This is a genomic window from Pseudomonas sp. M5, from assembly GCF_016907075.1.
In the GTDB taxonomy this organism is placed as follows: Bacteria; Pseudomonadota; Gammaproteobacteria; order Pseudomonadales; family Pseudomonadaceae; genus Aquipseudomonas; species Aquipseudomonas putida_E.
This window is the reverse complement of the sequence record NZ_JAFBBH010000001.1, coordinates 310,885-334,335: the sequence shown is the minus strand read 5'-3', so window position 1 is coordinate 334,335 and position 23,451 is coordinate 310,885. Positions and strand designations below refer to the sequence as shown.

The window sequence follows — 23,451 nt, the reverse complement described above, 5'->3', positions numbered from 1 at the left end:
GGTCATCGGGCAAGGCGCTGCCTTACTCTTCCAGGAACTGAAGGGCGTGTTTCAGGAAGCGCTCAGGGAACTGGAAGTGCGCGGCGTGACCGGAGTCGGGGTAGATCAGCAACTGGGCATCTGGAATGTTCTGTACCAGGTGCCACGAATTTATCGAAGGGATCATGACGTCGTCGACGCCATTGACCACCAAGGTAGGCTGCTTGATTTCGCTGAGGTAAGAAAAGCGGTTCTCACCCTGTGCCGACTGGACATAGGCTGCAAATGCAGCGCCCTGAGCCATTGCGACCTCAACCGAGCTTGGGGTGTCCTGATCGGCACGCTGGTTGCGCCGTTCCCAGAACGCCAGGCCCGCTTTCCTGGCAGCTTCCGAGCGACCGAAGAAGAGGAACAGGAAGTTTTCGATGGTGGGGACGGGGTTCGAAGCGGCCTCTCTCACACCCTCTGCCATGCTCGGATCACCACCGCGCAGACCGGTGCCGAGCAGCACAAGCTTACGCACCAACCCAGGGTGACGCAGTGCCACTTCCTGAACCTGCAAGCCACCGATGGAGAAACCGAGCAGGTCGACCTGGGTCAGCCCCAAGGCCTTGATGGCTGCTGCAATGTCATCCGCCATTTGCTCAATGGTGGTGGCCGGAGTGCCCGACGATGAAGCCACACCTCTACCGTTCAGCAGGATCACTTCGCGCCCCGCCGCCAGACCATCAGTGATGATCGGATCCCAGTGGTCGAGCCCGCCACGGAAATGGGCGATGAAGACCAGCGGCACACCAGAAGGGTTGCCCCAGCGGCGGTAGGTGAACGTGTCGCCGCCTACTTCAACTGTGCGGGTCGGAACGGTGAGATGGGTATGGCTCATGGCGGTTTGCTCTTTCAGTGGAAGATACGACCTAATGATGATGATCGTAATCGAAACCGTCAACGCCTTTGATGATGAACATCATCAATGTATGCTATTGGTTGGCTTGATAGCAGAGAGAGCAACGAAATGAAGGTCACAAAGGCCCAGGCACAAGCTAACCGAGCGCATATCGTGGAAACGTCTTCCAGGCTGTTTCGCGAGCGCGGCTATGACGGCGTCGGTGTTGCAGACCTCATGGCTGCCGCCGGCTTCACCCATGGCGGGTTTTACAAGCACTTCAAGTCCAAGGCAGATTTGATGGGCGAAGCAGCTACTTGCGGGATCAACAAGACGGTCGAGCAGATGCAGGGCATCCAACTGGCCGACTTCGTCAATTTCTACCTGTCCCGCGAGCACCGCGATGAGAAAGGCAATGGCTGCACGCTAGCGGCGCTGGGCGCAGACGCTGCACGCCAGCCCAATGAGATCAAAGCTGCTTACGGCGCTGGGATCGAAGAATTGCTGGAGGTTTTACAAGGCAATAATGAGGAGCCTGGCGCAAGCCGTGCTGAAATCATCGATACCTTCGCACACGCCCTCGGCGCCTTGGTTCTGTCTCGCGCCTGCCCGGACGACTCTCCACTGGCTGATGAGGTGCTCAGCGTTTGTCGTGAGAAGATTCTGGGCAAGCTGGGGTCCTGAGGCTGTTGCGGACTCCATGCCATTTCGATCCGATTGTTCACCACCCTCTGGCTGGCGACGGGCGTCGAGCGATTGCCGTAGCGGTCTCCAAGGCCGCCCCTGAGGTTGCAAGGCACCTCAGGTACTAGGTGAACCTGGGGCGGCTCACGCCTCCTCAGGCGAGACAATCAGCTTCAGGCACTTCAGGAACAGCGGCCGGTATTCATCAGGCAACCGTTCCAGCAATTTCCTTTCCACTTCAGCATCACGCGGCAGTACGCGCTCCAGCAGTTCAGCGCCTTCATTGCCCAAATACAACTGGTACGCACGCTGGTCGCTCTTGGCGCTGGTGCGCACCAGCATGCCGCTGGCGCACAGCCTCTTGACCATTTCGGCAACAGTGTTGCGATCCATGAACAAATGGCCGGCCAGTGCGTTCTGGGTCAGGCCGGGGTGCTGCGACACCACAATCAATGCGGCTTTCTGTCTGGGGGTGATCGACTCTCCGGCGAACGCTGTGTTGAACCGTTCCTCCGCCATGAAGTGAGCCCGCCGCAGCAGGTGGGAAACGATGTCTTCAAGGTGAAATTGATCGACAAGCGCCTGGCTTTGCGGGGAGAGTTTTGCGGGAGAAGGCGTGCGTATGGGCGGCATTGGTTGTCCGGTCATTCCTTGCGGGTTGCGATCCTTGGGATCGATGACTGTGTACGTGCACGTACTATTTGTCTGGCAAATCAGCCAGTTAAGTATTGGCGCTTCGCCAGGAGGATTCAAGCCTGAGCAAAATGCCAGTGCACGTACGATTTTAGCCGGAGAATTGTCCTACAAATCGATTGACAGCATCTCTTTCCAGCCATAGGATTTATCTCGTTTAGGACGTATACGTACTTAAAGAGAACAAAAAATGTCTTCCTCGACCTCTGCGGCAACAAATAGCGCGTGGACCCCCCTGATCAGCCGGACGCTACCCGCACCGCATTTTGCTTATAGCCCCGTGGTATCGGCAGGTGGCTTCATCCACGTTTCTGGCATGGTTGGGCTCGACCCAGCCCATGGCGGCCTGGTGGTTGGCGGCATGGCCGCAGAAGTTAGGCAGATCCTGGCCAACCTCAAAGGCCTGTGCGATGAATTGGGAATAGCCCTGGAGCAATTGATGCTGGCGCGGATCTACTGCGCCGACTTTGGCCAATTCGGCCTGATCAATCAGCACTGGGAGGCGTTCTTCCAGGGTGCGACCCCACCTGCACGTACCAGTGTAGGGGTAACGGCGCTTCCGCTGGGTGCGCTGGTCGAGATGGAATTCCAATTCGCGGTCGATCCTTCACTGCCCTGATACAAACAATAAAACCAGGAGAAGCCACATGGCAAACGGTGAAATTATCAGCGGGTTTCTGGCCCCCCACCCACCCCATATCCTCTATGCAGAGAACCCTGTGCAGAACGAGCCGCGTGCCAAGGGGGGCTGGGAACAATTGCGCTGGGCCTACGAACGGGCGCGCGCGAGTGTCGAGGCGCTCAAGCCGGATGTGCTGTTGGTGCATTCGCCACACTGGATTACCTCTGTGGGACACCACTTCATTGGGGTCGAGCACCTGGCCGGCCGCTCGGTCGACCCCATATTCCCCAACCTGTTCCGCTTCGACTACTCGATAAAGTTCGATGTGGAACTGGCCGAGGCTTGCTGCGAAGAAGGTCGCAAGGTGGGCCTGCAGACCAAGATGATGCGCAACCCGCGATTTCGCGTCGACTACGGCACTATCACCACGCTGCACATGATCCGCCCGCAGTGGGACATCCCGGTGGTATCGGTTTCGGCCAACAACACGCCGTATTACCTGAGCATGGAAGAAGGCCAGGTGGAGATGGATCTACTGGGCAAGGCCACTCGCGAAGCAATCATCAAGTCTGGCAAACGTGCGGTGCTGCTGGCCTCCAATACCCTGTCGCATTGGCACTTCCACCAAGAGCCAGAGCCACCGGAAGACATGACCAAGGAGCATCCTCAGAGCCAGCTGGGTTACCAGTGGGACATGCGCATGATTGACCTCATGCGCCGCGGGGAGATGAAAGAAGTGTTCCGCCTGCTGCCGCAGTTCATTGACGAGGCCTTCGCCGAACTGAAGTCCGGCGCGTTCACCTGGATGCACGCAGCCATGCAGTACCCGGAATTGGCGGCGCAACTGCACGGCTACGGGACGGTGATCGGCACCGGCAACGCGGTGATGGAGTGGAACCTCGTCAAGGCCGGCCTCGCTCGTGCCGCGACTCAAGCCATCTGAACGCTTCAATCCCGTCTTATTTCTCAGGTGAAACGACCATGACTGTTGTATCGGCCTTCCTGGTTCCTGGCAGCCCACTGCCCCAGCTGTGCCCCGACGTGCCCAACTGGCAGCGTTTTCAGCGTGCAATGCAACAGGCAGGCGTCGCGTTGAAGGCCTCTGAGCCGGACGTGGTGCTTGTCTACTCCACCCAGTGGTTCGCAGTGCTGGATGAAATCTGGCTGACCCGTCGACGCAGCCAAGACATTCACGTCGACGAAAACTGGCACGAATTCGGTGAGCTGCCCTATGACCTTTACAGCGATGTGACGCTGGCCAACGCCTGCATCGAAGCATGCCGTGCCCAAGGCGTGAATGCCCGTGGCGCTGACTACCAAGGCTTCCCGATTGACACTGGCACGATCGTCGCTAGCACCGCACTGGGTGTGGGCACTGAAGGGCTGCCACTGGTGGTGGCGTCCAACAATCTCTATGACAACGCCCAAGCCACCGAAAAACTGGCGGCGATCGCCGTGGCCTGCGCTGCCGAGCAGGACAAGCGTGTGGCAGTGGTCGGGGTTGGCGGCTTGTCCGGCAGCCTGTTCACCAAGCCAATCGACCCCTGCGACGACCGCATTGTACACACCGAGGAAGATGCCTGGAATCGTCAGGTGCTGGCGCTGATTGAGACCGGTGACGTCGATGGGCTGCGGGAGGCGCTGCCCACCTACGCTGCACAGGCCCGAGTCGATATGGGCTTCAAGCATTTCCATTGGCTGCTCGGTGCGCTAGGCGGGCGCTTCCAGGGAGCCAAGGTTCATCACTACGGCGCGTTGTATGGCAGTGGTGCCGCCGTGGTGCAGTTTTACCCCTGTTGACTTGTATGCAGCAGCGCAGCCGCTAGCGCTGCCCTGCCAAGTGCGCCGACCCGGCGGTAGCCACGGCCGTCAAGCGTACTGATCGAACCATTCACCCAGGACCGTTTGCGTTGCCCGAGCAACGCAAGCAGCGCTCGCCTGCGCCCGCGATTCGCCGGGCCTGGCCTGCAGCAATCACGCGAGCCCGCCACAGCTCGCTGTCAGCCGTGTCATCGAGGTCAGTCATGAAACACTATCGCAATTACGTAAATGGTCGTTGGGTCGAGAGCCCAAATACCTTCGAAGATATCAGCCCGGTCGACGGCTCCCTGGTAGCCCTGGTCCATGAGGCTGACGGGGACCTTGTGGACGAAGCGGTCAAAGCCGGGCATCGTGCCGTTGCCGGCGCCTGGGGCCGTACCACTGCGGCCAACCGTGTGGCCGTGCTGCGCAAAATTGCGGACGAAATGGAACGCCGCCAGGCGGACTTCCTTGCCGCCGAGATGGCCGACACTGGTAAGCCGTTGTCCATGGCCTCCGTGATCGACGTGCCGCGTGGCATCGCCAACTTCCGCACCTTCGCAGACATACTCGCTACCGCACCGCTGGACAGCCATCGCCTGGACCTGCCAGATGGCGCCTACGCGCTCAACTACGCAGCCCGCAAGCCCTTGGGTGTGGTCGGGGTGATCTCGCCCTGGAACCTGCCGCTGCTGTTGCTGACGTGGAAGGTTGCGCCCGCACTGGCCTGTGGCAACGCCGTGGTGGTCAAACCTTCGGAAGACACCCCTGGCACCGCAACACTACTGGCCGAGGTGATGCAAGCCGCCGGCGTACCGGATGGTGTGTTCAACCTGGTACATGGCTTCGGCCCGAATTCGGCGGGCGAATTCATTTCGCGCCATCCGGACATCAGCGCCATCACCTTCACCGGCGAATCGCGTACCGGCACCACCATCATGCGCGCCGCCGCCGAAGGGGTTAAGCCGGTGTCGTTCGAGCTCGGTGGCAAGAACGCGGCGATCATCTTCGCCGACTGCGACTTCGACAAGATGATCGACGGCATGATGCGCGCGCTGTTCCTCAACAGCGGGCAGGTCTGCCTGTGCTCTGAGCGGGTGTATGTCGAACGCCCGCTGTTCGAGCGCTTCTGCACTGCCCTTGCAGAGCGCATCAAGACAATGAAGGTTGACTGGCCTCACGAAGCCGCGACCCAGATGGGGCCGCTGATCTCGTCCAAACACCGCGACAAGGTGCTGAGCTACTTCGAACTGGCCCGCCAGGAAGGCGCGACCTTCATTGCCGGTGGCGGCGTGCCACGCTTTGGTGACGCGCGCGACAACGGCGCATGGGTCGAGCCGACGGTAATTACGGGCCTGCCGGATGATGCGCGCTGCGTGCGCGAGGAGATCTTCGGGCCCATCTGCCACATTTCCCCGTTCGACAGCGAGCGCGAAGTCATCGCCCGCGCCAACGACACCCGCTACGGCCTGGCCGCGACGGTATGGACCAGCAACCTGAGCCGCGCGCACCGCGTCAGCGAAGCCATGCGGGTGGGCATCAGCTGGGTGAACACCTGGTTCCTGCGCGACCTGCGCACGCCGTTCGGTGGCGCCGGCTTGTCCGGTATCGGCCGCGAGGGCGGCATGCATTCGCTGAATTTCTATTCGGAACTGACCAACGTCTGCGTGCGCATTGACCAGGAGAGCGAACAATGACCGAACGACATCAACAGGTGGCCGACCTGCTCGACCAAGCGGCAAGAAGTGGTGAACCGGTGTCGCCGGTGCGCGATCAGCTTGATGCCATCGCCGACGCCTACAAGGTGCAGCAGCTCAATACCCAACGCCAGGTGAGTGCCGGGCGACGTATCACCGGGCGCAAGATCGGTCTGACCTCGCACTCGGTGCAGCAGCAGCTGGGTGTGAATCAGCCTGACTTCGGCACACTGCTCGATAGCATGGAAGTCAGCGACGGCGAGACGATCGCCTGGCCCCGCCTCATGCAGGCCAAATGTGAGGCTGAGGTGGCGCTGGTACTGGAACACGACCTGGACCGCGAGCAGATCGTGCTCAGCGACCTGCTGGCGGCTACCGCCTATGTGTTGCCGGCCATAGAAGTGGTCGGCAGCCGCATCGCCGACTGGAACATCAGCATCCTCGACACCATCGCCGATAACGCCTCGGCAGGGCTGTACGTGCTCGGCCAGCGGCCAGTGAAGCTCGGTGATCTGGACCTGCGCCTGGCCGGCATGGTCATGGAGCGCCGAGGCGAGCCGGTTTCATTCGGCGTAGGGGCCGCGTGCCTTGGCCACCCGCTCAATGCTGCACTCTGGCTGGCCCGTACCCTGGTCGAGGCGGGCACCCCGCTGCGGGCCGGCGACGTGGTGCTCAGCGGTGCATTGGGGCCAATGGTAAGCGTTGCGCCCGGTGATGTTTTCGAGGCACGTATCCAAGGTTTGGGCAGTGTCCGGGCCTGTTTCGATTCCGCTAGCTGAGGTGATCTGCATGAAAATTGAACGTATTGCCAAGCGCCTCGACGATGCCGCCCTGTACGCCCAGGCCACGTTGCAATTAGGCGGCGAAGATACCGTGACCCTGGAAGAGGCTTATGCGGTTCAACGCCTGCTGATCGAGAAGCGCCTGGCCCGTGGGGCGCGCCAGGTGGGCGTCAAAATGGGCTTTACCAGCCGCGCCAAGATGGCGCAGATGGGCGTGTCCGACCTGATCTGGGGGCGGCTGACCTCAGATATGTGGATCGAGGAAGGGGGCAGCATCGACCTGTCTCGCTACGTGCACCCGCGCGTCGAACCAGAGGTGTGTTTCTTGCTGGGCAAGCGCCTTGAAGGGCACGTTACGCCGCTGCAGGCCCTGGCCGCTGTGGAAGCGGTAGCGCCGGCACTGGAGGTGATCGACTCGCGCTATTGCAACTTCAAGTTCTCGCTGCCCGCCGTGGTGGCCGACAACGCCTCATCGTCCGGCTTCGTGGTCGGCGGCTGGCAGCGCCCGGACACTGACCTGGGCAACCTGGGGCTTGTGATGAGTTTCGATGGCCGCGCGGTAGAGATGGGCAGCACGGCGGCGATCCTCGGCGCGCCGGTACGCGCACTGGTAGCAGCAGCGCGCCTGGCGGCGCAACAAGGCGAGGCGCTCGAGCCCGGCAGCCTGGTACTGGCCGGTGCGGCGACGGCGGCCGTGGCGCTTCGCCCAGGCGTAGCGGTGCGCTGCGAATTTCAGGACTTGGGAAGCGTAGCGTTTGAAACGCTGCGCGAGGAATAAGCCATGAGCGACAAATCGCAGACCCACGCCCGGGTAGTAGACGGCAAAGCCACACCGCTTGGGGCCTTCCCCCACGTCAAGCGTGCCGGTGACTTCCTGTTCGTCTCTGGCACCAGCTCGCGGCGCCCGGACAACAGCATCGCCGGTGCAGAGCCGGACGCCTCTGGGCGCATACGCCCATGCATCGAAGCACAGACCCGCGAGGTGCTGAACAACATCCGCGACATCCTGCGCAGTGTCGGTGCCGACCTGGAGGACGTAGTGGAAGTGTGCAGTTATCTGGTCAACATGAACGACTTCTCCCAATACAACCAAGTGTACGGGCAGTTTTTCGATGCCGACGGTCCGACCCGCACCACCGTCGCCGTGCACCAGCTGCCGCACCCGCATCTGGTCATCGAAATCAAGGCTGTGGCCTACAAGCCGCTGCGCTGAACCAACTCGTAGATGTGCAGATATCACCCGATACGGTTGTCTGCACTGCAAAGGAGAAGAACAGATGTCATCTGCTCGCATACCGGTAGCGATCATCGGCTCTGGCAACATTGGCACCGACCTGATGATCAAGATCCTTCGCTGCTCCGATACGCTTGAGGTGGGAGCCATGGTGGGTATCGACCCGGCCTCAGACGGTTTGGCCCGCGCTGAGCGCCTCGGTGTACCCACCACCGCAGGCGGGATCGACGGGCTGCTCGCGCTGCCCAATTTCAAGGAAATCCGCATCGCCTTCGATGCCACCTCCGCTGGGGCGCACAAGGTGCATGACAGCAAGCTGCGTGCCCATGGGGTACGCATCATCGACCTCACCCCTGCAGCCGTCGGCCCGTATGTCGTCCCGGTGGTGAACTTCGCCGAGTACGCCCACGAGCCGAACCTGAACATGGTCACCTGCGGCGGCCAGGCGACCATCCCGATCGTGCATGCGGTGGCGGGCGTGGCGCCGGTGCATTATGCCGAGATCGTCGCGGCAATCTCCAGTAAGTCGGCCGGCCCCGGCACCCGTGCCAACATCGACGAATTCACCGAGACCACCTCACGCGCCATCGTCGAGGTCGGCGGCGCGGCGCGCGGCAAGGCGATCATCGTGCTCAACCCGGCCGAGCCGCCATTGATCATGCGCGACACGGTGTATTGCTTCGTGCCGTTGGACGCCGACACCCAAGCCATCGTAGACGCGGTCGAGCAGCGCGTGGCCGAGGTTAACCGCTACGTGCCGGGTTACCGCCTCAAACAACACGTTCAGTTCGAGCACTTCACCGAGAACAACCGGCAGAACATCCCTGGCCTTGGCTGGAGCACCGGCATCAAAGTCGCGGTGTATCTCGAAGTGGAAGGTGCCGGGCACTACCTGCCGGCCTACGCCGGCAATCTGGACATCATGACCAGCGCGGCGCTGACCGTCGCTGAACGTATCGCCCAGGCGCAGTTCACTGATCAGGGGTTGTGAAGATGATCGACACGAACAAAAAGATCCATATCTCAGACGTGACCCTGCGCGACGGTATGCATGCCGTGCGTCACCGCTACAGCCTGGAACAGGTCGCGTGCATCGCTCAGGCCCTGGACCAAGCCGGCGTCGACAGCATTGAGGTCGCCCATGGCGATGGCCTGCAGGGTTCGAGCTTCAATTACGGCTTCGGTGCCCATACCGACCTTGAGTGGATCGCCGCGGTAGCCGCAGTGGTGCAGCGCGCCCGCATCGCCACGTTGCTGCTACCGGGCATTGGCACTGTGCACGACCTCAAGGCCGCCTACGATGCTGGCGCGCGGATCGTGCGCGTGGCCACCCACTGCACCGAGGCCGATGTCTCGCGCCAACACATCGAATACGCCCGGTCCCTGGGCATGGACACCGTGGGCTTCTTGATGATGAGCCACATGCAGACCCCGGCTGGCCTCGCCAGGCAGGGCAAACTGATGGAAAGCTACGGTGCACAATGCATCTACGTTGTGGATTCCGGTGGCGCGATGAACATGTGGGACATCGCCGAGCGCTTCAAGGCCTTGAAGGACGTGCTTGACCCAGCGACGCAGACCGGCATGCACGCCCACCACAACCTCAGCCTGGGCGTGGCTAACAGCCTGGTCGCCCTGGAGCACGGCTGCGATCGCGTCGATGCCAGCCTGACCGGCATGGGCGCCGGGGCCGGCAACGCACCGCTCGAGGTATTCGCCGCCGCCGCCGAGCGCATGGGCCTGAACCACGGCTGCGACGTGAAAAAGCTGATCGATGCCGCTGAAGACATTGTCCGTCCCCTGCAGGAACGGGTGGTGCGGGTAGACCGGGAAACGCTGGCCTTGGGTTATGCAGGGGTCTATTCAAGTTTCCTGCGCCATGCCGAGGCGGCCGCGGCCAAATACGGCCTGTCGACTTTCGACATTCTGGTTGAACTGGGCAAGCGCCGCATGATCGGTGGCCAGGAAGACATGATCGTCGATGTCGCCCTGGATTTGCTCAATCAAGGATGAACACTGCCACTTGGCAAAAATTCAATGAACTTGTGAACATCAATGCGCATGACAGGAAAGGCTTATAATGATTAACAAGACCGCTATTTCTTTGTTGCTGGCTTCTGTCGCCATGAATATCAGCGCGGCAGAACATAATATTGTTTGTAAAAGCCCACTGCCTGTACCTGCCCCGCAGGAGGAATGGTCGCTGTTCCAAGATACGGTAAAGCGTGCACCTGCGGTGATGGGTGACGTCCACCGTGAGTTTTATGGAAAAGGCTTGGACAACTTTGGGGACCTTCGTTTGCCGCAGGGCGAAGGGCCCTTCCCCGTGGTGATTGTTGTCCATGGCGGGCGTTGGAGCGCTGATGTAGGCCTGGATTACATGGCGCCAGTCGCTGATATGCTGACCAAGGCGGGTTTTGCAACGTGGAACATCGAATACAGCCGGGTAGGCAGCTATGGCGAATGGCCCAACTCCTTCAAATCCGTTGCGGGGGCTGCTGATCATTTACGCGAACTGGCCAAAAAATACCCCTTGAATCTCAGAAGAACCGTGACACTCGGCCATTCTTCGGGGGGGCATTACGCTTTATGGTTGGCTGGGCGAAATCTGTTAAAGGCGCAGTCTGAGCTCTATGTGAAAAACCCTTTGTCGATCAGCGGCGTGCTGGTGCTGGACGGGGTTGTTGACCTGGCATGGCATGCTCAACTCCCTCGCGGCAAAGACATACAGCCGAAAGTGCTAGGCCACGTTCAGGGAAAGGAGTTGCAGGCGCGACTTCAGGAAGTATCGCCCACCCAGATGCCAATCATAAAGGTACCGCAGGTTTTCATTACAAACCAAAGCGACCGCTTCCCGTCCGTTCTTGATTACGTGAAGCGTGCCACCGCCGCTGGAGCCAACTCGAAGTATGATGCCCTGTGTTCTTCCAATCATTTTGTGCCCGTAGACACATCCAATGGCGAAGTGACAAAAAAGATCATCGAATACACGACCGAACTCGCCCAATAAAAAAAGCATTAGCCCGGCGCAATCGCACGCCGGGATAACCACCTCCCCTGCCTTTCCAAACAATAACAATCGAGGGCTACCTCTATGTCTGTCCGCATAAAAAACGTGGTCGCCATGTCATGCTTTTTACCTGGAGTGGTTTGTTGCTTTGAAGCACTGGCCGAGGCGAAAAGCGGTTTCTTCGAGGGAAGCTCTCTTACACTTGATACCCGCCAGTGGTATTCCAAGGAAATCGGGAGACGCAACACCGTATATCGGTATAAAACGGACGAAGGCCCGCAGGTTTCGCATGACCGAGTGGCCTGGCAGCAAGGTTTCAAATTGGGATTCGAGTCCGGCTACACCTCGTGGCCCGTGGGGGTAGGACTGGACCTTGCTGCCTATTCTGTCGTCGCGTTAGAACGCGACACGGGTGACGCTGCGGGGGGTAGTAACAGAATGCTGGTGAACAGCGATGGCGATGTACAACCTACATGGAGTCGCTTGGGCGTTGCCGCAGTCAAGTTGCGAGCCGCCGAGACCGACGTAAAAATCGGCCGTCATCAGGTGGCCACGCCTGTCATGAATTTTTCGGATACTCGTACTGTTCCTGCCTCTTTCGACGGGCTGTCGGTTGAAAGCTCATCCTTTGATGGCCTGGTGTTAAAGTCTGGTTACTTCTCAAAAATGGCGCCACGTTATGCTGCAGGCACCGAAGACATCGGACTGCAATACGCCATGCGCCCGGTCACCAGTGATTGGACCGCTTATTTTGGCGGGGACCACACTAGCGCGAACGGCTTGAAAACCAGTGTTTATATTTCGCGCATTCAGGATATTTGGGACAGGCAATATTTTGGCCTGGCACAGACATTCCAATCGAAAGGGCTCACCACATCGGTGAAGCTATCGATGTACAATACGAAATCAAGCGGAAAGGAAGAAGCTGGCCATATCGATCAGCAGGCATTTGGTCTGGCCATCACCCCGCGCTTCAAGAACCACTCAGTGGAATTCGGCCTTCAGAAAATTGTGGGTGATGAATTCTTTGACTTCGTGAAAGAGTCAAATGCCATTGAGCTACCGAACACCATGGTTTCTTACTTTAACGGCCCGAACGAAACCTCCTTTCAGGTCAAATATATAAATGACTGGGCTGCTTACGGCGTTCCTGGATTTAAAAGCATACTCTGGCACACCCGGGGCTGGGGTATTGATGGAACGGGCTATGACGGGGGCCCAAAGGGGGTTTACACGGCTTCGCTGCTTCAGGACAACGAACGCCATAACGAAACCGGCCTTTTAGGGAGTTACACATTTCAATCTGGCGAATTAAAGGGTGGAAGTATTCTTGCAGGTTACGCTTGGCACCGCGCAAGCAGCCACCAGGCCGAGGGTAACTTTGATGAGCTGAGGGTTATTCTCAGAATGCCCTTTTCTATTTTCTAAGTGATAACGCTGCCCTATTGCTCGCTGGCGTTATCTTGCGCAGGGCCTGTACGCGCCTAAAGCGGCGCGTACAGGCTCAAGCGGGTATTTCCGTGACCCTGGCGGGCCCCTTACCAAGGGGCTGGCCTCCGAGAGTTCGTGCCTGGAGCATGCCTGCATGACAACCTTTCTTTACAACGACTTCACCACCACCGCCCAACTCGACGAGCAATACGACATCGAGGCCTCGGTGACGGATTTCGACGGCTATGTGCGGGAGTTCATCGCGCAAAGCCAGGCCGTGCGCGCCGAACTGCCCAACCAGTTGGACGTGCCCTACGGCCCGACCCTGGACGAGACTTTCGATGTGTTCTTCCCGCCACAGGGCGTCACCGAGGCCCTGCGCCCGGCGGTCTTCTTTGTCCATGGCGGCTACTGGCGAGCGACCACCAGCAAGGAGTGGAGCTACGTCGCCAAGGGCCTGGCCGCGCAAGGCGTGGTCACGGTTGTGGAGAATTACACCTTGGCGCCGAAGGTCGCCATCGCCGAGATCGTACGCCAGCACCGCGCGGCGTTCAGCTTCCTGTGGCGCAACGCCGAACGGTTCGGCATCGACCGTGAGCGCATCGTCGTGGTCGGCCATTCGGCAGGCGCCCATGGCGTGGTCGAGCTGCTGGCTACCGACTGGGTCGGCGACTATGGCTTGCCCGCACAGCCCTACTTGGGCGCCATTGCGGTCAGCGGGGTGTATGACCTGCGCCCGCTGCCGCACACCTTTCTGGCCAGGACGCTGGATTTTACCTGGCAGTCGGCCGAGGCTCTGAGCCCGATCCTGCACATTCCCCGGAAACTGGCACCTCTGATGCTGCCCTACGGGCTTCGTGAGACAGCCGAGTTCCGTCGCCAGACCATCGACTATGCCCAAGCCTGCATCGAGCGGGGCATGCCGGTGGAGCTGCTGGCCCTGGATCTGGACCATTTCAATATCCTCGACGATCTGGCCGCAGGAAGCGGACCAATGTTTCAGCGGATCATTCGATGGCTGGGTTTGTAGGCAGTACTCAGCTTGGTGACCCCTGCGGGATTCGGCTTTCCGGCGATAGGGCCAACATTGGCGCCCGTACTTTCAGGAAGCCAATCCACGTCAAAAGACACCACAACAGGAAGCCCGCCGCGGTGGTCATTTTTCACGCCACACAGCCGTGAATTTTGACTGCCAGCGCGATACAAGCTGTTACATCGAACGGCCGAAAAATCAGATTCAACCCCTTTCCTGTAGCGCATTTCCCAAAGATACTGCCGCCGCCCATTTTTCGTTGCACATGGCCAATGTGGATTCTAGTCTCGGCCGGTCGCTGCCAATTCAGCGACCGGTTTTGACAGACCGTCTTCGTTGTCCACATGTGCACACTAGTTATGGTGGCTGTACGTGCGGGCACCCTCTGGTGCGCCGAGTGCCAACGTCTCGGTCCGTCAACCCGCGTACAGCTGCCACCCCAATTGCTTGACGGCATTGCCGTGGTAGCTCCAGCGTTCGACGTTGGAGTTTGATCATGCTCAAGATCGTTCCCGATCCGCCTCACAATCCGCACTCCCTCGAAGACGCGTTGATGATGGCTGCCGACTACGCGCTCTGCGCCGAAGTCGTTGCCCTACAGGCTCAGCACTGGCCCAAATACAGAAACCGGCCGACCCGCAGACGCTGCATTAATCCTCGTCATGATCTGCCTGGCCTGGCTCTTTCACGGGCTAGCTCTCTCGCACAGCACCGCCCCTGAGGTTGTAGACGACCTCAGGCGCCCGATAAAATCTGTGGGAGCCCGGCTTGCCGGCGATAGGGCCAGCCCAGGCAACTACAACTTCCCGGGACCCGATCGAAGAAACCGCATTCACCGTGGGCAAAACCACGCTCTACCAAGACGAAAGTTAGCGAATGGAAGGCTGTCAATGGCTGATTGCCATCCATTACCCTTGGTGTTGCTCAACCACCACCATACAATCGTTCTTCGCCTACGACAGGAAGTCACCATGCAACGAATCGTCATTCTGGGCAACGGCGGCAGCGGCAAGTCCACCCTTGCCCGCGCCTTGGGAGAACACCTGGAGCTTTCCGTCGTTCACTTGGACAAACTCTTCTGGGAGCCCGGCTGGGCGGAACCTGACGCCGAACAGTTCCGTGACCGTGTACGCGATGCCGTAGCTGGTGACGGCTGGGTGTGTGAAGGCAACTATGCGCGCCGCACCTTCGACCTGCGTTTGCCGCGAGCGGACCTGATCATCTGGCTCGACACGCCCAGGCTCACCTGTTTCATTCGGGTGCTGTTACGCCTGCTTCGCAACCAGCCACGGCCTGATCGTGCGGAAGGTTGTGAGGAAAGGTTCGACCTGGAATTTCTCAAGTTCGTGTGGACGTTCGACCGGAATTACCGACCTGGTATCGAAGCAGTTCGCCTTAAGCTCGGGGCACAGGTGCCTACGCTTCACTTGCGAGGGAAGCGAGAAATCAGGGCGTTTCTCGAAAGGCTGCCAGCAGCCCGGCGCGAACCTGGCTCGATGATCAGTGGAGTTTGAGCCGCGAGAACCCATACTCGATGGGTATCACTTACGCAGAGCCGTAGCGCTTGGTGATCGTGCGTGCGGGCTGTCAAAGCACACACTTTGCTTTTGTAGCCCATGCCCTATCCTCCCCGCTCGATGTGGCTGCCCAGACGCAGCTGCAGCTATCACACAAGGACTGGCATGACCTGACCGCAGTGGTCATGCTTGACTGTCTGCTCGTTACAAGCAGTTACAGCGAACGGCCGAAAAAATCAGATTAAACCCCTTTCCTGTAGGGCATTTCCCAAAGATACTGCCGCCGACCATTTTTCGTTGCACATGGCCAATGTGGATTCTAGTCTCGGCCGGTCGCTGCCAATTCAGCGACCGGTTTTGACAGACCGTCTTCGTTGTCCACATGTGCACACTGTTATGGTGGCTGTACGTGCGGGCACCCTCTGGTGCGCCGAGTGCCAACGTCTCGGTCTGTCAACCCGCGTACAGCTGCCACCTCATTGTTTGACAGCAAGGCCGTGGTAGCTCCACCGTTCGACGTTGGAGTTTCATCATGCTCAAGATCGTCCCCGATCCGCCTCACAATCCCCACTCCCTCGAAGACACGCTGATGATGGCTGCCGACTACGCGCTCTGCGCCGAAGTCGTCGCCCAACAGGCGATGTTGATGCAGCCGAAATCACCCGTGTCCTTGATGATCATGACCTCGATGCACGAGCTCGATGCCCTGCGCAAATTGCTCGAGTCAGCACTGGCCCAAATACAGAAACCGGCCGACCCGCAGACGCTGCATTAATCCTCATCATGATCTGCCTGGCCTGGCTCTTTCACGGGCTAGCTCTCTCGCACAACACCGCCCCTGAGGTTGTAGACGACCCTCAGACGCCCGGTGAAACTTGTGGGAGTCCGGCTTGCCGGCGATAGGGCCAGCCCAGGCAGCTACACCTTCAGGGAGATCAAACGATGGCTACCGAACAAACCGCATTCACCGTCGGCAAAACCACCTTCTACCAAGGCGAAAACCAGACCCATCCCCTGTTCCGCATCGAGCCCGGCATCCCTTGCCAAAGCGCCCGCGAACAGGCCTCGGAACTGATGGGCTATGCCCGCGACCTGACCATCGACGGCCTGATGGAAGACAAACCCCAGCTGCTGTGGGCCTCGCACTACCTCTGCGCCCTGGCCAAGGCCCTGCTCGACGATGCCGAGCTGGGCATGATGAAAACCCCGTGAACACACCCCTACCTGCAGGCCCACTCCGCCCCCCGGAGCGGCCTTGTGTCGCGAAAGGGCCGCCTAGCGGCCCCAGCAACCTCAGCCCTCCGCTGACCGCCAGGAGAACAGCTCAGTGCCAAAAGACCCAATCACACCCCAAACCCTGTTCACTGCCGCGCCGGACGTACCCACTCTGCAAGCCAAGGAACAAGCGTCGAAACTGATGGAGTGCGCTCGTTATCTCAACCACACGGGCATCATGCTGGGTGATCACCGAATGGTCGTAGCGTCCCACCACCTCAATACGATGGTGCGTGTGCTGCTGGATCAGCTTGAGGACGAGTAATCCCCTTCTCCGTGGCCGTGTTGAGCGGTAATCGGTTCGAGAAAAGCTCGCCTGACTCTCTCCAAGCCTCGTTGCGGGCCGTGGTCAGTGCTGTATGCAGGGTTACGCGTCACGGTTTGCTCGAGCCGTTGGGCAACGCTCAGTTTCTGCGAGCTAAATGTTGACTGCCAACAGGTTACAAGCAGTTACATCGAGCAGCTGAAAAATCAGATTTAACCGCTTTCTTGTAGGGCATTTCCCAAAGATACTGCCGCCGCCTGTTTTCCGTTGCGCACGCAAAAGTGGACTTTAGTCTCGGCACGTCGTTGTCACTCAACGACTGGGTTAGCCGCCCAAAAATCGTCGGACACTACAGCCGTGCAATACCGAGCAATCGGCATTAGCGCCGTTATGGCGGCTGTGCGTGGGGCACCTTCGGGTGCGCCGGGTGCCTGACGTCCCGGTCGGCTAACCCGCGTACAGCTGCCACCCATTCGTTTAGCCGCGGTTAGTGGTTGCTCCACTACGACAGGAGCCACACCATGTTGAAGATCGTCCCGATCCACCCCACGTTCTCCACTCCCTCGAAGACACGCTGATGATGGCTGCCGACTACGCGCTCTGCCCCGAAGTCGTTGCCCAACACGCGATGTTGATGCAGCCGAAATCACCCGTGTCCGTGATGATCATGACCTCGATGCACGAGCTCGATGCCCTGCGCAAATTGCTCGAGTCAGCACTGGCCCAAATACAAAAGCCAGCCGACCCGCAGACGCTGCATTAATCCTCATCATGATCTGCCTGGCCTGGCTCTTTCACGGGCTAGCTCTCTCGCACAGCACCGCCCCTGAGGTTGTAGACGCCCCTCAGACGCCCGGTGAAACCTGTGGGAGTCCGGCTTGCCGGCGATGGGGCCCGCCCAGGCAGCTACACCTTCAGGGAGATCAAAAAATGGCCACCGAAGAAACCGCATTCACCGTCGGCAAAACCACCTTCTACCAAGGTGAAAACCAGACCCACCCCCTGTTCCGCATCGAGCCCGGCATCCCTTGCCAAAGCGCCCGCGAACAGGCCTCGGAACTGATGGGCTATGCCCGCGACCTGACCATCGACGGCCTGATGGAAGACAAACCCCAGCTGCTGTGGGCCTCGCACTACCTCCGCGCCCTGGCCAAGGCCCTGCTCGATGATGCCGAGCTGGGCATGATGAAAACCCCGTGAACACACCCCTACCTGCAGGCCCACTCCGCCCTCCCGAAACCGTGCTGAACGGTAGTAAGGCACGTGCAGTTCGCCCACAATCAGGCACTGAGTTAAACCTGGGACGCACCGCATGCTCACCACCCTCGCCATCGGCAACTACCGCTCCATCAACCACCTTGTGTTGCCTTTAAGCCAACTCAACCTGGTGACCGGCGCCAACGGCAGCGGCAAATCCAATCTGTACAAAGCCCTGCGCCTGCTCGCCGAGACCGCCCAGGGCGGTGTGATCGAAGCGCTTGCCCGCGAAGGCGGGCTGGATTCGACCTGGTGGGCCGGGCCAGAGATGAGTGCGCGCATGAAGCGCGGTGAAGTGCCCATACAAGGCCAGCATCCGAGCGAGGCCAAACGCCTGCGGCTGGGCTTCGCCACCGAGGATTTCGGCTTTGCCATCTCGCTGGGCTTGCCGATACCCCTGCCCTATCCCACCGCATTCATGCTCGACCCCGAGATCAAGTGCGAAGCCATCTGGGGCGCTGGGGCTTATCGCCCATCGTCCTTATTGGTTGAGCGCAAGAACGCCATGGTTCGTGCGCGGGAAGGCAATGGTTGGACGGTGCTCGATCAACATGCCGACAGCTGCGAGAGCTTTTTCAACATCGTGGGCCGGCCACGACAGGCGCCGGAGATTGGTGAGCTGCGGGCGTTCATCAACAGCTGGCGCTTCTACGATCACTTCCGCATCGACCGCGACGCACCCTGCCGCCAACCGCAGCTGGGGACGCGCTCGCCGGTGCTGCATCATGACGGGCGTAACCTTGCCTCGGCGTTGCAGACCATCATCGAGATTGGCGAGGTTGAAGACCTGATAGCGGCACTGGATGACGCGTTTCCCGGTAGCCGCTTGGAGATTGATGCGCCGCCGGGTGGGCTGTTCAGCGTGCGGCTGCATCAGCATGGGCTGTTGCGCCCGCTGGGTGGGGGTGAATTGTCGGATGGTACGTTGCGTTATCTGTTGTTGATGGCTGCGCTGCTGACGCCACGTCCGCCGTCACTGATGGTGCTTAACGAGCCGGAAACCAGCTTGCATGCCGACCTGCTGCCTGCGCTGGCGCGGTTGATCATTCGCGCTTCGAGGCGGAGCCAGGTTTGGGTGGTGTCGCACAGTGCGCCGCTGATTGAGGCGCTGTCGGCGTGTGACGGGTGCAATGTGCTGGAGCTGGAGAAGGTTCAGGGGCAGACACAGCTACGCGGGGTTGGGTTGCTGGATGAACCGCTGTGGCGGTGGGTTGACTGACCACGACGGCACCCAGCCTCAAGCCCCGAATGCCAAGGCGTGCAACGCAGGAGCTGGCCGCTCCTGCGCGCTCCCTATCGCACTGGATGCCTTGGTGCCCTACCTTCGAGCACCGCCGCCAGTTCGGCCGCTGCGGTACGCGCCATCAACGCACGTGCCTCGACGGTGGCGGAACCAATGTGCGGCAAGGCAACCACCTGGGGCAAGGCCAGCAATGGCGAACTCGCGGGCAACGGCTCTAGCTCGAACACATCCAGCCCAGCCGCGCGGATCTGCCCTTCGGCCAGCGCCTTTAGCAGCGCGCGCTCGTCGACCACCGCGCCACGGGCAATGTTGACGAACACGGCATCGGCGCGCATAGCGGCGAACTGCGCGCGGCCGAACAGGTGATGGGTGGCCGCACTCAGCGGCACGCAGACGCAGACGAAGTCCGCCTCGCCCAGCAACTGCATCAGCGGCACACGCCTTGCCGCAAACTCCGCTTCATACTCGGGCTTGGCGCTGTTGCCGCTGTACAGCACCGGCATGCCAAAACCAAAGTGCGCGCGCCTGGCCACGGCCGCACCAATCCGGCCAAGGCCGACGATGCCCAAGGTCTTGCCGTGTACATCCATGCCGAAGCGCGAGGCATCGATGCCCTGAGTCCAGCCGCCGTCACGCACCAGTTGCGCCAGCTCGCATGCGCGTCGCGCGGCCATCATCAGCAGCATGAACCCGGTATCGGCGGTGGTTTCGGTCACCGCATCGGGGGTATTGGTCAAACAGATGCCGCGGTCGCGCAGATAGCCCAAGGGGTAGTTGTCGAAGCCAGCAGACACGCTGGCAATCACCTTGAGCGAAGGCGCGTGGTCGAGCAGCTCAGCATCCAGCGGTAATGTACTGCCGATCAGTCCGTCGGCAGTGGCCAAGGCCGCAAGGAAGCCGTCGCGGTCAGCCAACGGCTGGTCGAAACGCCGGAAGTGGTAACGCTGTTCGAGGTCGGCCAGCACCTCGGCGCTGGAAATAGGCCCGAAAGAAACGACACGTTGCATGCAACCTCCTCAGTGGGTGCGCGATTCAGGTTGAACCGCATACAAGCGGCGTGGCACGGCCCAGACAATCAGCACCACCGCCAGCAGGCTGACCGCCGTCAGCAGCCACAATGCGGGCGTCGCCGAGCCGCTGACATCGCGGACCTTGCCCACCATGTAAGGCGCAATGATGCCGCCGAGCTGGCCGATCGAGTTGATCAACGCGATACCCGCCGCTGCGGCCAACCCGGCCAGGTATTTCGGCGGTAAGGTCCAGAAGATCGGCATCCAGGCGATGATCCCGGTCATGACAAGGCTCATGCCCAGCATCAGTACCAACAGCTGGGCGTTGAAACCGGCACACAAGGCATAGCCAACGGTAGTCATGGCTGCGCAACCCGCCATGTGCCAGCGGCGCTCGCCGCGCAGGTCGGAGCTGCGGCCGATCAGCAGGTTGCCCACCACTGCCAACAGGTACGGGATCATGGTCAGCAGGCCGATATCCAGTGCATCGTCCACCCCAGCGTTGCGAATCAACTGGGGCATCCAGAACAGTAACCCGGTCAGCGCCATGACCAGGCACAGATAGATCGCCGACAGCGCCAGCGAAGCGGGCTCACGCAGAATCGCCCTGATCGAGCTGCCACCGCTGGGCTTGGGCTCGGCGTCCAGACGCTCTCGCAGGTAGCGTTTCTCTTCGCCGTCAAGCCACCGGGCATCTTCGATGCGATCAGTGACCAGCCACAGTACCAGTAGGCCGAGCAGCACCGATGGCAGGCCTTCGAGTAGGAACAGCCACTGCCACCCGGCCAGGCCGTTTACCCCGTCGAAGTGGCCGAGGATAAACCCGGCCAACGGACCGCCAACGATGCCGCATAGGCAGATCGAGCTCTTGAAATAGGCGTTGATGCGCGCACGGCGGTCGCTGGGGTACCACTGGGTGAAGAAGTACAGCACGCCGGGCACGAAGCCGGCTTCCATGACACCGATCAGAAAACGCAGTACGTAGAACCAGGTTTCGCTGGTGACGAACATCATTGCCGCCGAGGTCAAACCCCAACTGATCATGATGCGGGCAATCCAGATACGTGCGCCGATGCGGTGCAGCAGCACGTTGCTCGGTACCTCGAACAGGAAGTAGCCGACGAAGAACAGGCTCGCACCCAACCCGTACACAGCGTCACTGAAACCCAGCGCGCTTTGCATCTGCAGCTTGGCGAAGCTGATATTGACCCGGTCTAGGTAGGCGAACAGGAAACACACGATGAACAACGGCACAATGCGCCAGCTGATCTTGCGAAACAGACGACTATCCAGTGACTCCCACGCGACCTGGTCGGCGGGCAGGGAACGACTCGGCATGGCTGCAACCTCTTTTTGTTGTTTTACGGTGTCGGTCGAAAGCCCGCCGGGGCATAGCCCGGCGGGTATACAGCGCTAGCACCCTGCCTCAGCTCAGCGCATCACGGCTGTGCTGGCCGTCGACCAGGCGTTGCAGGCCCAGTGGATTGGCGTTTTTCAGGGCGTCAGGCAGCAGCGCATCCGGGTAGTCCTGGTAGCACACCGGGCGCAGGAAGCGGTCGATGGCCAGGGTGCCGACCGAGGTACCACGGGCATCGGAGGTGGCCGGGTAAGGCCCGCCATGCACCATTGCATCGCACACCTCGACGCCAGTCGGGTAGCCGTTGACCAGCAGGCGGCCGGCCTTGCGCTGCAGCAGCGGCACCAGCGCGGCAAAGCGCTGGAAGTCCTCCGGTTCGGCGATCAGGGTGGCGGTCAGTTGCCCATGCAGGGCTTGCAGGGCGCGGCGCAGTTCGGCTTCGTCGGCCACTTCGACCACCACCGTGGCTGGCCCGAAAACCTCCTCCTGCAGCAGCTCGTCGCCGTTGAGCAGCAAGCTCACATCAGCCTGGAACAGCTGTGCCCGGGCCTGGTCGCCAACCTGCTCGGCACCGGCCAGATGGCGCACGCCCGGGTGTTGCTGCAGGCGCTGTACGCCGCTGGCATAGCTGCGCAAGGTACCGGCATTGAGCATGGTCTGCGCTGGCTGGTCGGCCATTTGCGCAGCCAGTGCCGCGACGAAGGTGCCGAACGCTTCACCGGCAATGCCGATGACCAACCCGGGGTTGGTGCAGAATTGCCCGCAACCCAGTACCACCGATGCGGCGAGTTCCTTGGCCACCTGCTCGCCGCGGGCCTGCAGCGCCGCAGGCAACACCAGCACCGGGTTGATGCTGCTCATTTCGGCGAACACCGGGATCGGCTGCGGGCGCGTTGCGGCCAGGTCGCACAGGGCACGGCCGCCCTTGAGCGAACCGGTGAAACCGACCGCCTGGATCGCCGGGTGGCGCACCAACGCTTCACCGACACCGGCGCCATAGATCATGTTGAACACGCCAGCGGGCATGCCGGTAGCCACCGCCGCACGCTCGATGGCTTCAGCCACCAGCTCGGCAGTGGCCATATGGCCGCTGTGGGCCTTGACCACTACCGGGCAGCCGGCAGCCAGTGCTGCGGCGGTGTCGCCGCCGGCCGTGGAGAACGCCAACGGGAAGTTGCTGGCGCCGAACACGGCCACCGGGCCAAGGCCGGTGCGGTACTGGCGCAGGTCAGGGCGTGGCAGTGGCTGGCGCTGTGGCTGCGCGCGGTCGATGCGCGCCCCCAGGTAGTCGCCACGGCGCAGTACCTTGGCGAACAGGCGCATCTGGTTGCTGGTGCGGCCACGCTCGCCCTGGATGCGTGCAGCCGGCAGCGCAGTTTCGCGGCACACCGTGGCGACGAAGCTATCGTCCAGCGCGTCCAGCTGGTCGGCAATGGCCTCCAGAAACTGCGCGCGGCGCTCTGGCGCCAGGGCGTTGTATTCGGCAAATGCTGCTTCGGCGGCCTGGGCGGCGGCGGCCACCTCCTCAGGGGTGGCCTGGGTGAAGACCACCGGCAATGCTTCGCCGGTGCGTGCATCCAGGCTTTGCAGGCGTACGCTGCCGGCAGCGCTGCGCTGGCCGCCAATGAAGTTGCTTCCAGACATGGTTGACTCCTGTAACAAAGAAAGAGGGCTCAGTG

At 60.8% G+C, this 23,451-nt stretch carries 25 protein-coding genes; 20 read left to right on the top strand and 5 right to left on the bottom strand.

Annotated elements, in window-relative coordinates; genetic code table 11:
- Positions 1-22: 22 nt before the first annotated feature.
- The gene (locus tag JOE27_RS01570) at positions 23-862 is read right to left on the bottom strand and encodes an alpha/beta hydrolase (protein WP_039601373.1); all 840 of its coding nucleotides are present in this window, start codon (positions 860-862) and stop codon (positions 23-25) included.
- A gap of 129 nt (positions 863-991) precedes the next feature.
- Here JOE27_RS01570 and JOE27_RS01565 point away from each other — a divergent pair, with 129 nt between their 5' ends.
- Positions 992-1,546, top strand: a complete 555-nt coding sequence (locus tag JOE27_RS01565; protein WP_174141699.1) for a TetR family transcriptional regulator — start codon at positions 992-994, stop codon at positions 1,544-1,546.
- Positions 1,547-1,690: 144 nt separating this feature from the next.
- Here JOE27_RS01565 and JOE27_RS01560 read toward each other — a convergent pair whose 3' ends face one another.
- Positions 1,691-2,179, bottom strand: coding sequence for a MarR family winged helix-turn-helix transcriptional regulator (locus JOE27_RS01560; protein WP_039601371.1), 489 nt, complete (start codon positions 2,177-2,179; stop codon positions 1,691-1,693).
- A gap of 250 nt (positions 2,180-2,429) precedes the next feature.
- On the opposite strand from JOE27_RS01560, the gene JOE27_RS01555 reads away from it, so the two are divergent.
- From JOE27_RS01555 to JOE27_RS01465, 19 genes are all read left to right on the top strand, one after another.
- Complete coding sequence (locus JOE27_RS01555) at positions 2,430-2,858, top strand: RidA family protein (protein WP_204917649.1); 429 nt, start codon at positions 2,430-2,432, stop codon at positions 2,856-2,858.
- Positions 2,859-2,886: 28 nt separating this feature from the next.
- Positions 2,887-3,804, top strand: coding sequence for a tRNA U-34 5-methylaminomethyl-2-thiouridine biosynthesis protein (locus JOE27_RS01550; protein ID WP_046787098.1), 918 nt, complete (start codon positions 2,887-2,889; stop codon positions 3,802-3,804).
- A 38-nt stretch (positions 3,805-3,842) separates the two neighbouring features.
- Complete coding sequence (locus JOE27_RS01545) at positions 3,843-4,661, top strand: tRNA U-34 5-methylaminomethyl-2-thiouridine biosynthesis protein (protein WP_204917647.1); 819 nt, start codon at positions 3,843-3,845, stop codon at positions 4,659-4,661.
- 224 nt (positions 4,662-4,885) lie between these two features.
- Positions 4,886-6,358, top strand: a complete 1,473-nt coding sequence (locus JOE27_RS01540) for a 2-hydroxymuconic semialdehyde dehydrogenase (protein ID WP_204917645.1) — start codon at positions 4,886-4,888, stop codon at positions 6,356-6,358.
- Entirely contained in the window at positions 6,355-7,137 is a 783-nt protein-coding gene (locus tag JOE27_RS01535; RefSeq protein WP_115275227.1) for a fumarylacetoacetate hydrolase family protein, read from the top strand. Before JOE27_RS01540 ends, JOE27_RS01535 begins: the two co-directional genes overlap by 4 nt.
- 10 nt (positions 7,138-7,147) lie before the next feature.
- The gene (locus JOE27_RS01530) at positions 7,148-7,918 is read left to right on the top strand and encodes a fumarylacetoacetate hydrolase family protein (RefSeq protein ID WP_039601368.1); all 771 of its coding nucleotides are present in this window, start codon (positions 7,148-7,150) and stop codon (positions 7,916-7,918) included.
- A 3-nt stretch (positions 7,919-7,921) separates the two neighbouring features.
- Positions 7,922-8,353 carry a RidA family protein gene (locus JOE27_RS01525; RefSeq protein WP_012313899.1) on the top strand — a complete coding sequence of 144 codons (432 nt, stop codon included), beginning with the start codon at positions 7,922-7,924 and terminating at the stop codon, positions 8,351-8,353.
- A gap of 64 nt (positions 8,354-8,417) precedes the next feature.
- Complete coding sequence (locus JOE27_RS01520) at positions 8,418-9,365, top strand: acetaldehyde dehydrogenase (acetylating) (RefSeq protein ID WP_204917643.1); 948 nt, start codon at positions 8,418-8,420, stop codon at positions 9,363-9,365.
- Positions 9,366-9,367: 2 nt separating this feature from the next.
- Positions 9,368-10,387 (top strand): 4-hydroxy-2-oxovalerate aldolase, encoded by a 1,020-nt coding sequence (gene dmpG / locus JOE27_RS01515; RefSeq protein WP_115275229.1) that lies wholly within the window; start codon positions 9,368-9,370, stop codon positions 10,385-10,387.
- A gap of 67 nt (positions 10,388-10,454) precedes the next feature.
- On the top strand, positions 10,455-11,384 hold the full coding sequence (locus tag JOE27_RS01510; protein ID WP_115275230.1) for an alpha/beta hydrolase: 930 nt from the start codon (positions 10,455-10,457) through the stop codon (positions 11,382-11,384).
- An 84-nt stretch (positions 11,385-11,468) separates the two neighbouring features.
- Complete coding sequence (locus JOE27_RS01505) at positions 11,469-12,812, top strand: OprD family outer membrane porin (RefSeq protein WP_177010665.1); 1,344 nt, start codon at positions 11,469-11,471, stop codon at positions 12,810-12,812.
- Between the two features lie 157 nt (positions 12,813-12,969).
- The gene (locus JOE27_RS01500) at positions 12,970-13,845 is read left to right on the top strand and encodes an alpha/beta hydrolase (protein ID WP_115275232.1); all 876 of its coding nucleotides are present in this window, start codon (positions 12,970-12,972) and stop codon (positions 13,843-13,845) included.
- 974 nt (positions 13,846-14,819) lie between these two features.
- On the top strand, positions 14,820-15,362 hold the full coding sequence (locus tag JOE27_RS01495) for an AAA family ATPase (protein ID WP_115275233.1): 543 nt from the start codon (positions 14,820-14,822) through the stop codon (positions 15,360-15,362).
- 535 nt (positions 15,363-15,897) lie between these two features.
- The gene (locus JOE27_RS01490; RefSeq protein WP_115275234.1) at positions 15,898-16,140 is read left to right on the top strand and encodes a hypothetical protein; all 243 of its coding nucleotides are present in this window, start codon (positions 15,898-15,900) and stop codon (positions 16,138-16,140) included.
- Positions 16,141-16,307: 167 nt separating this feature from the next.
- Positions 16,308-16,577 (top strand): DUF3077 domain-containing protein, encoded by a 270-nt coding sequence (locus tag JOE27_RS01485; protein WP_115275235.1) that lies wholly within the window; start codon positions 16,308-16,310, stop codon positions 16,575-16,577.
- A 115-nt stretch (positions 16,578-16,692) separates the two neighbouring features.
- On the top strand, positions 16,693-16,905 hold the full coding sequence (locus tag JOE27_RS01480; RefSeq protein ID WP_204917640.1) for a DUF3077 domain-containing protein: 213 nt from the start codon (positions 16,693-16,695) through the stop codon (positions 16,903-16,905).
- 577 nt (positions 16,906-17,482) lie between these two features.
- Positions 17,483-17,668: a hypothetical protein gene (locus JOE27_RS01475; protein ID WP_174141687.1), complete on the top strand. Its 186-nt coding sequence runs from the start codon at positions 17,483-17,485 to the stop codon at positions 17,666-17,668.
- Positions 17,669-17,835: 167 nt separating this feature from the next.
- On the top strand, positions 17,836-18,105 hold the full coding sequence (locus JOE27_RS01470; protein WP_115275237.1) for a DUF3077 domain-containing protein: 270 nt from the start codon (positions 17,836-17,838) through the stop codon (positions 18,103-18,105).
- Positions 18,106-18,217: 112 nt separating this feature from the next.
- Entirely contained in the window at positions 18,218-19,381 is a 1,164-nt protein-coding gene (locus JOE27_RS01465) for an AAA family ATPase (protein WP_115275238.1), read from the top strand.
- Between the two features lie 74 nt (positions 19,382-19,455).
- Here the strand turns inward: JOE27_RS01465 and JOE27_RS01460 are convergent, their stop codons facing one another.
- The 3 genes from JOE27_RS01460 to JOE27_RS01450 form a co-directional block, all read right to left on the bottom strand.
- Complete coding sequence (locus JOE27_RS01460) at positions 19,456-20,412, bottom strand: D-glycerate dehydrogenase (protein WP_012313890.1); 957 nt, start codon at positions 20,410-20,412, stop codon at positions 19,456-19,458.
- Between the two features lie 9 nt (positions 20,413-20,421).
- The gene (locus JOE27_RS01455) at positions 20,422-21,753 is read right to left on the bottom strand and encodes an MFS transporter (RefSeq protein ID WP_174141685.1); all 1,332 of its coding nucleotides are present in this window, start codon (positions 21,751-21,753) and stop codon (positions 20,422-20,424) included.
- A gap of 88 nt (positions 21,754-21,841) precedes the next feature.
- On the bottom strand, positions 21,842-23,416 hold the full coding sequence (locus tag JOE27_RS01450; RefSeq protein WP_115275240.1) for an aldehyde dehydrogenase (NADP(+)): 1,575 nt from the start codon (positions 23,414-23,416) through the stop codon (positions 21,842-21,844).
- Positions 23,417-23,451 lie beyond the last annotated feature (35 nt).

Bases quoted from the DNA above. Each gene is read 5' to 3' on its own strand.
- JOE27_RS01570 (WP_039601373.1), bottom strand. From the start codon at position 862: ATGAGCCATACCCATCTCACCGTTCCGACCCGCACAGTTGAAGTAGGC.
- JOE27_RS01565 (WP_174141699.1), top strand. From the start codon at position 992: ATGAAGGTCACAAAGGCCCAGGCACAAGCTAACCGAGCGCATATCGTG.
- JOE27_RS01560 (WP_039601371.1), bottom strand. From the start codon at position 2,179: ATGCCGCCCATACGCACGCCTTCTCCCGCAAAACTCTCCCCGCAAAGC.
- JOE27_RS01555 (WP_204917649.1), top strand. From the start codon at position 2,430: ATGTCTTCCTCGACCTCTGCGGCAACAAATAGCGCGTGGACCCCCCTG.
- JOE27_RS01550 (WP_046787098.1), top strand. From the start codon at position 2,887: ATGGCAAACGGTGAAATTATCAGCGGGTTTCTGGCCCCCCACCCACCC.
- JOE27_RS01545 (WP_204917647.1), top strand. From the start codon at position 3,843: ATGACTGTTGTATCGGCCTTCCTGGTTCCTGGCAGCCCACTGCCCCAG.
- JOE27_RS01540 (WP_204917645.1), top strand. From the start codon at position 4,886: ATGAAACACTATCGCAATTACGTAAATGGTCGTTGGGTCGAGAGCCCA.
- JOE27_RS01535 (WP_115275227.1), top strand. From the start codon at position 6,355: ATGACCGAACGACATCAACAGGTGGCCGACCTGCTCGACCAAGCGGCA.
- JOE27_RS01530 (WP_039601368.1), top strand. From the start codon at position 7,148: ATGAAAATTGAACGTATTGCCAAGCGCCTCGACGATGCCGCCCTGTAC.
- JOE27_RS01525 (WP_012313899.1), top strand. From the start codon at position 7,922: ATGAGCGACAAATCGCAGACCCACGCCCGGGTAGTAGACGGCAAAGCC.
- JOE27_RS01520 (WP_204917643.1), top strand. From the start codon at position 8,418: ATGTCATCTGCTCGCATACCGGTAGCGATCATCGGCTCTGGCAACATT.
- dmpG (WP_115275229.1), top strand. From the start codon at position 9,368: ATGATCGACACGAACAAAAAGATCCATATCTCAGACGTGACCCTGCGC.
- JOE27_RS01510 (WP_115275230.1), top strand. From the start codon at position 10,455: ATGATTAACAAGACCGCTATTTCTTTGTTGCTGGCTTCTGTCGCCATG.
- JOE27_RS01505 (WP_177010665.1), top strand. From the start codon at position 11,469: ATGTCTGTCCGCATAAAAAACGTGGTCGCCATGTCATGCTTTTTACCT.
- JOE27_RS01500 (WP_115275232.1), top strand. From the start codon at position 12,970: ATGACAACCTTTCTTTACAACGACTTCACCACCACCGCCCAACTCGAC.
- JOE27_RS01495 (WP_115275233.1), top strand. From the start codon at position 14,820: ATGCAACGAATCGTCATTCTGGGCAACGGCGGCAGCGGCAAGTCCACC.
- JOE27_RS01490 (WP_115275234.1), top strand. From the start codon at position 15,898: ATGCTCAAGATCGTCCCCGATCCGCCTCACAATCCCCACTCCCTCGAA.
- JOE27_RS01485 (WP_115275235.1), top strand. From the start codon at position 16,308: ATGGCTACCGAACAAACCGCATTCACCGTCGGCAAAACCACCTTCTAC.
- JOE27_RS01475 (WP_174141687.1), top strand. From the start codon at position 17,483: ATGATGGCTGCCGACTACGCGCTCTGCCCCGAAGTCGTTGCCCAACAC.
- JOE27_RS01470 (WP_115275237.1), top strand. From the start codon at position 17,836: ATGGCCACCGAAGAAACCGCATTCACCGTCGGCAAAACCACCTTCTAC.
- JOE27_RS01465 (WP_115275238.1), top strand. From the start codon at position 18,218: ATGCTCACCACCCTCGCCATCGGCAACTACCGCTCCATCAACCACCTT.
- JOE27_RS01460 (WP_012313890.1), bottom strand. From the start codon at position 20,412: ATGCAACGTGTCGTTTCTTTCGGGCCTATTTCCAGCGCCGAGGTGCTG.
- JOE27_RS01455 (WP_174141685.1), bottom strand. From the start codon at position 21,753: ATGCCGAGTCGTTCCCTGCCCGCCGACCAGGTCGCGTGGGAGTCACTG.
- JOE27_RS01450 (WP_115275240.1), bottom strand. From the start codon at position 23,416: ATGTCTGGAAGCAACTTCATTGGCGGCCAGCGCAGCGCTGCCGGCAGC.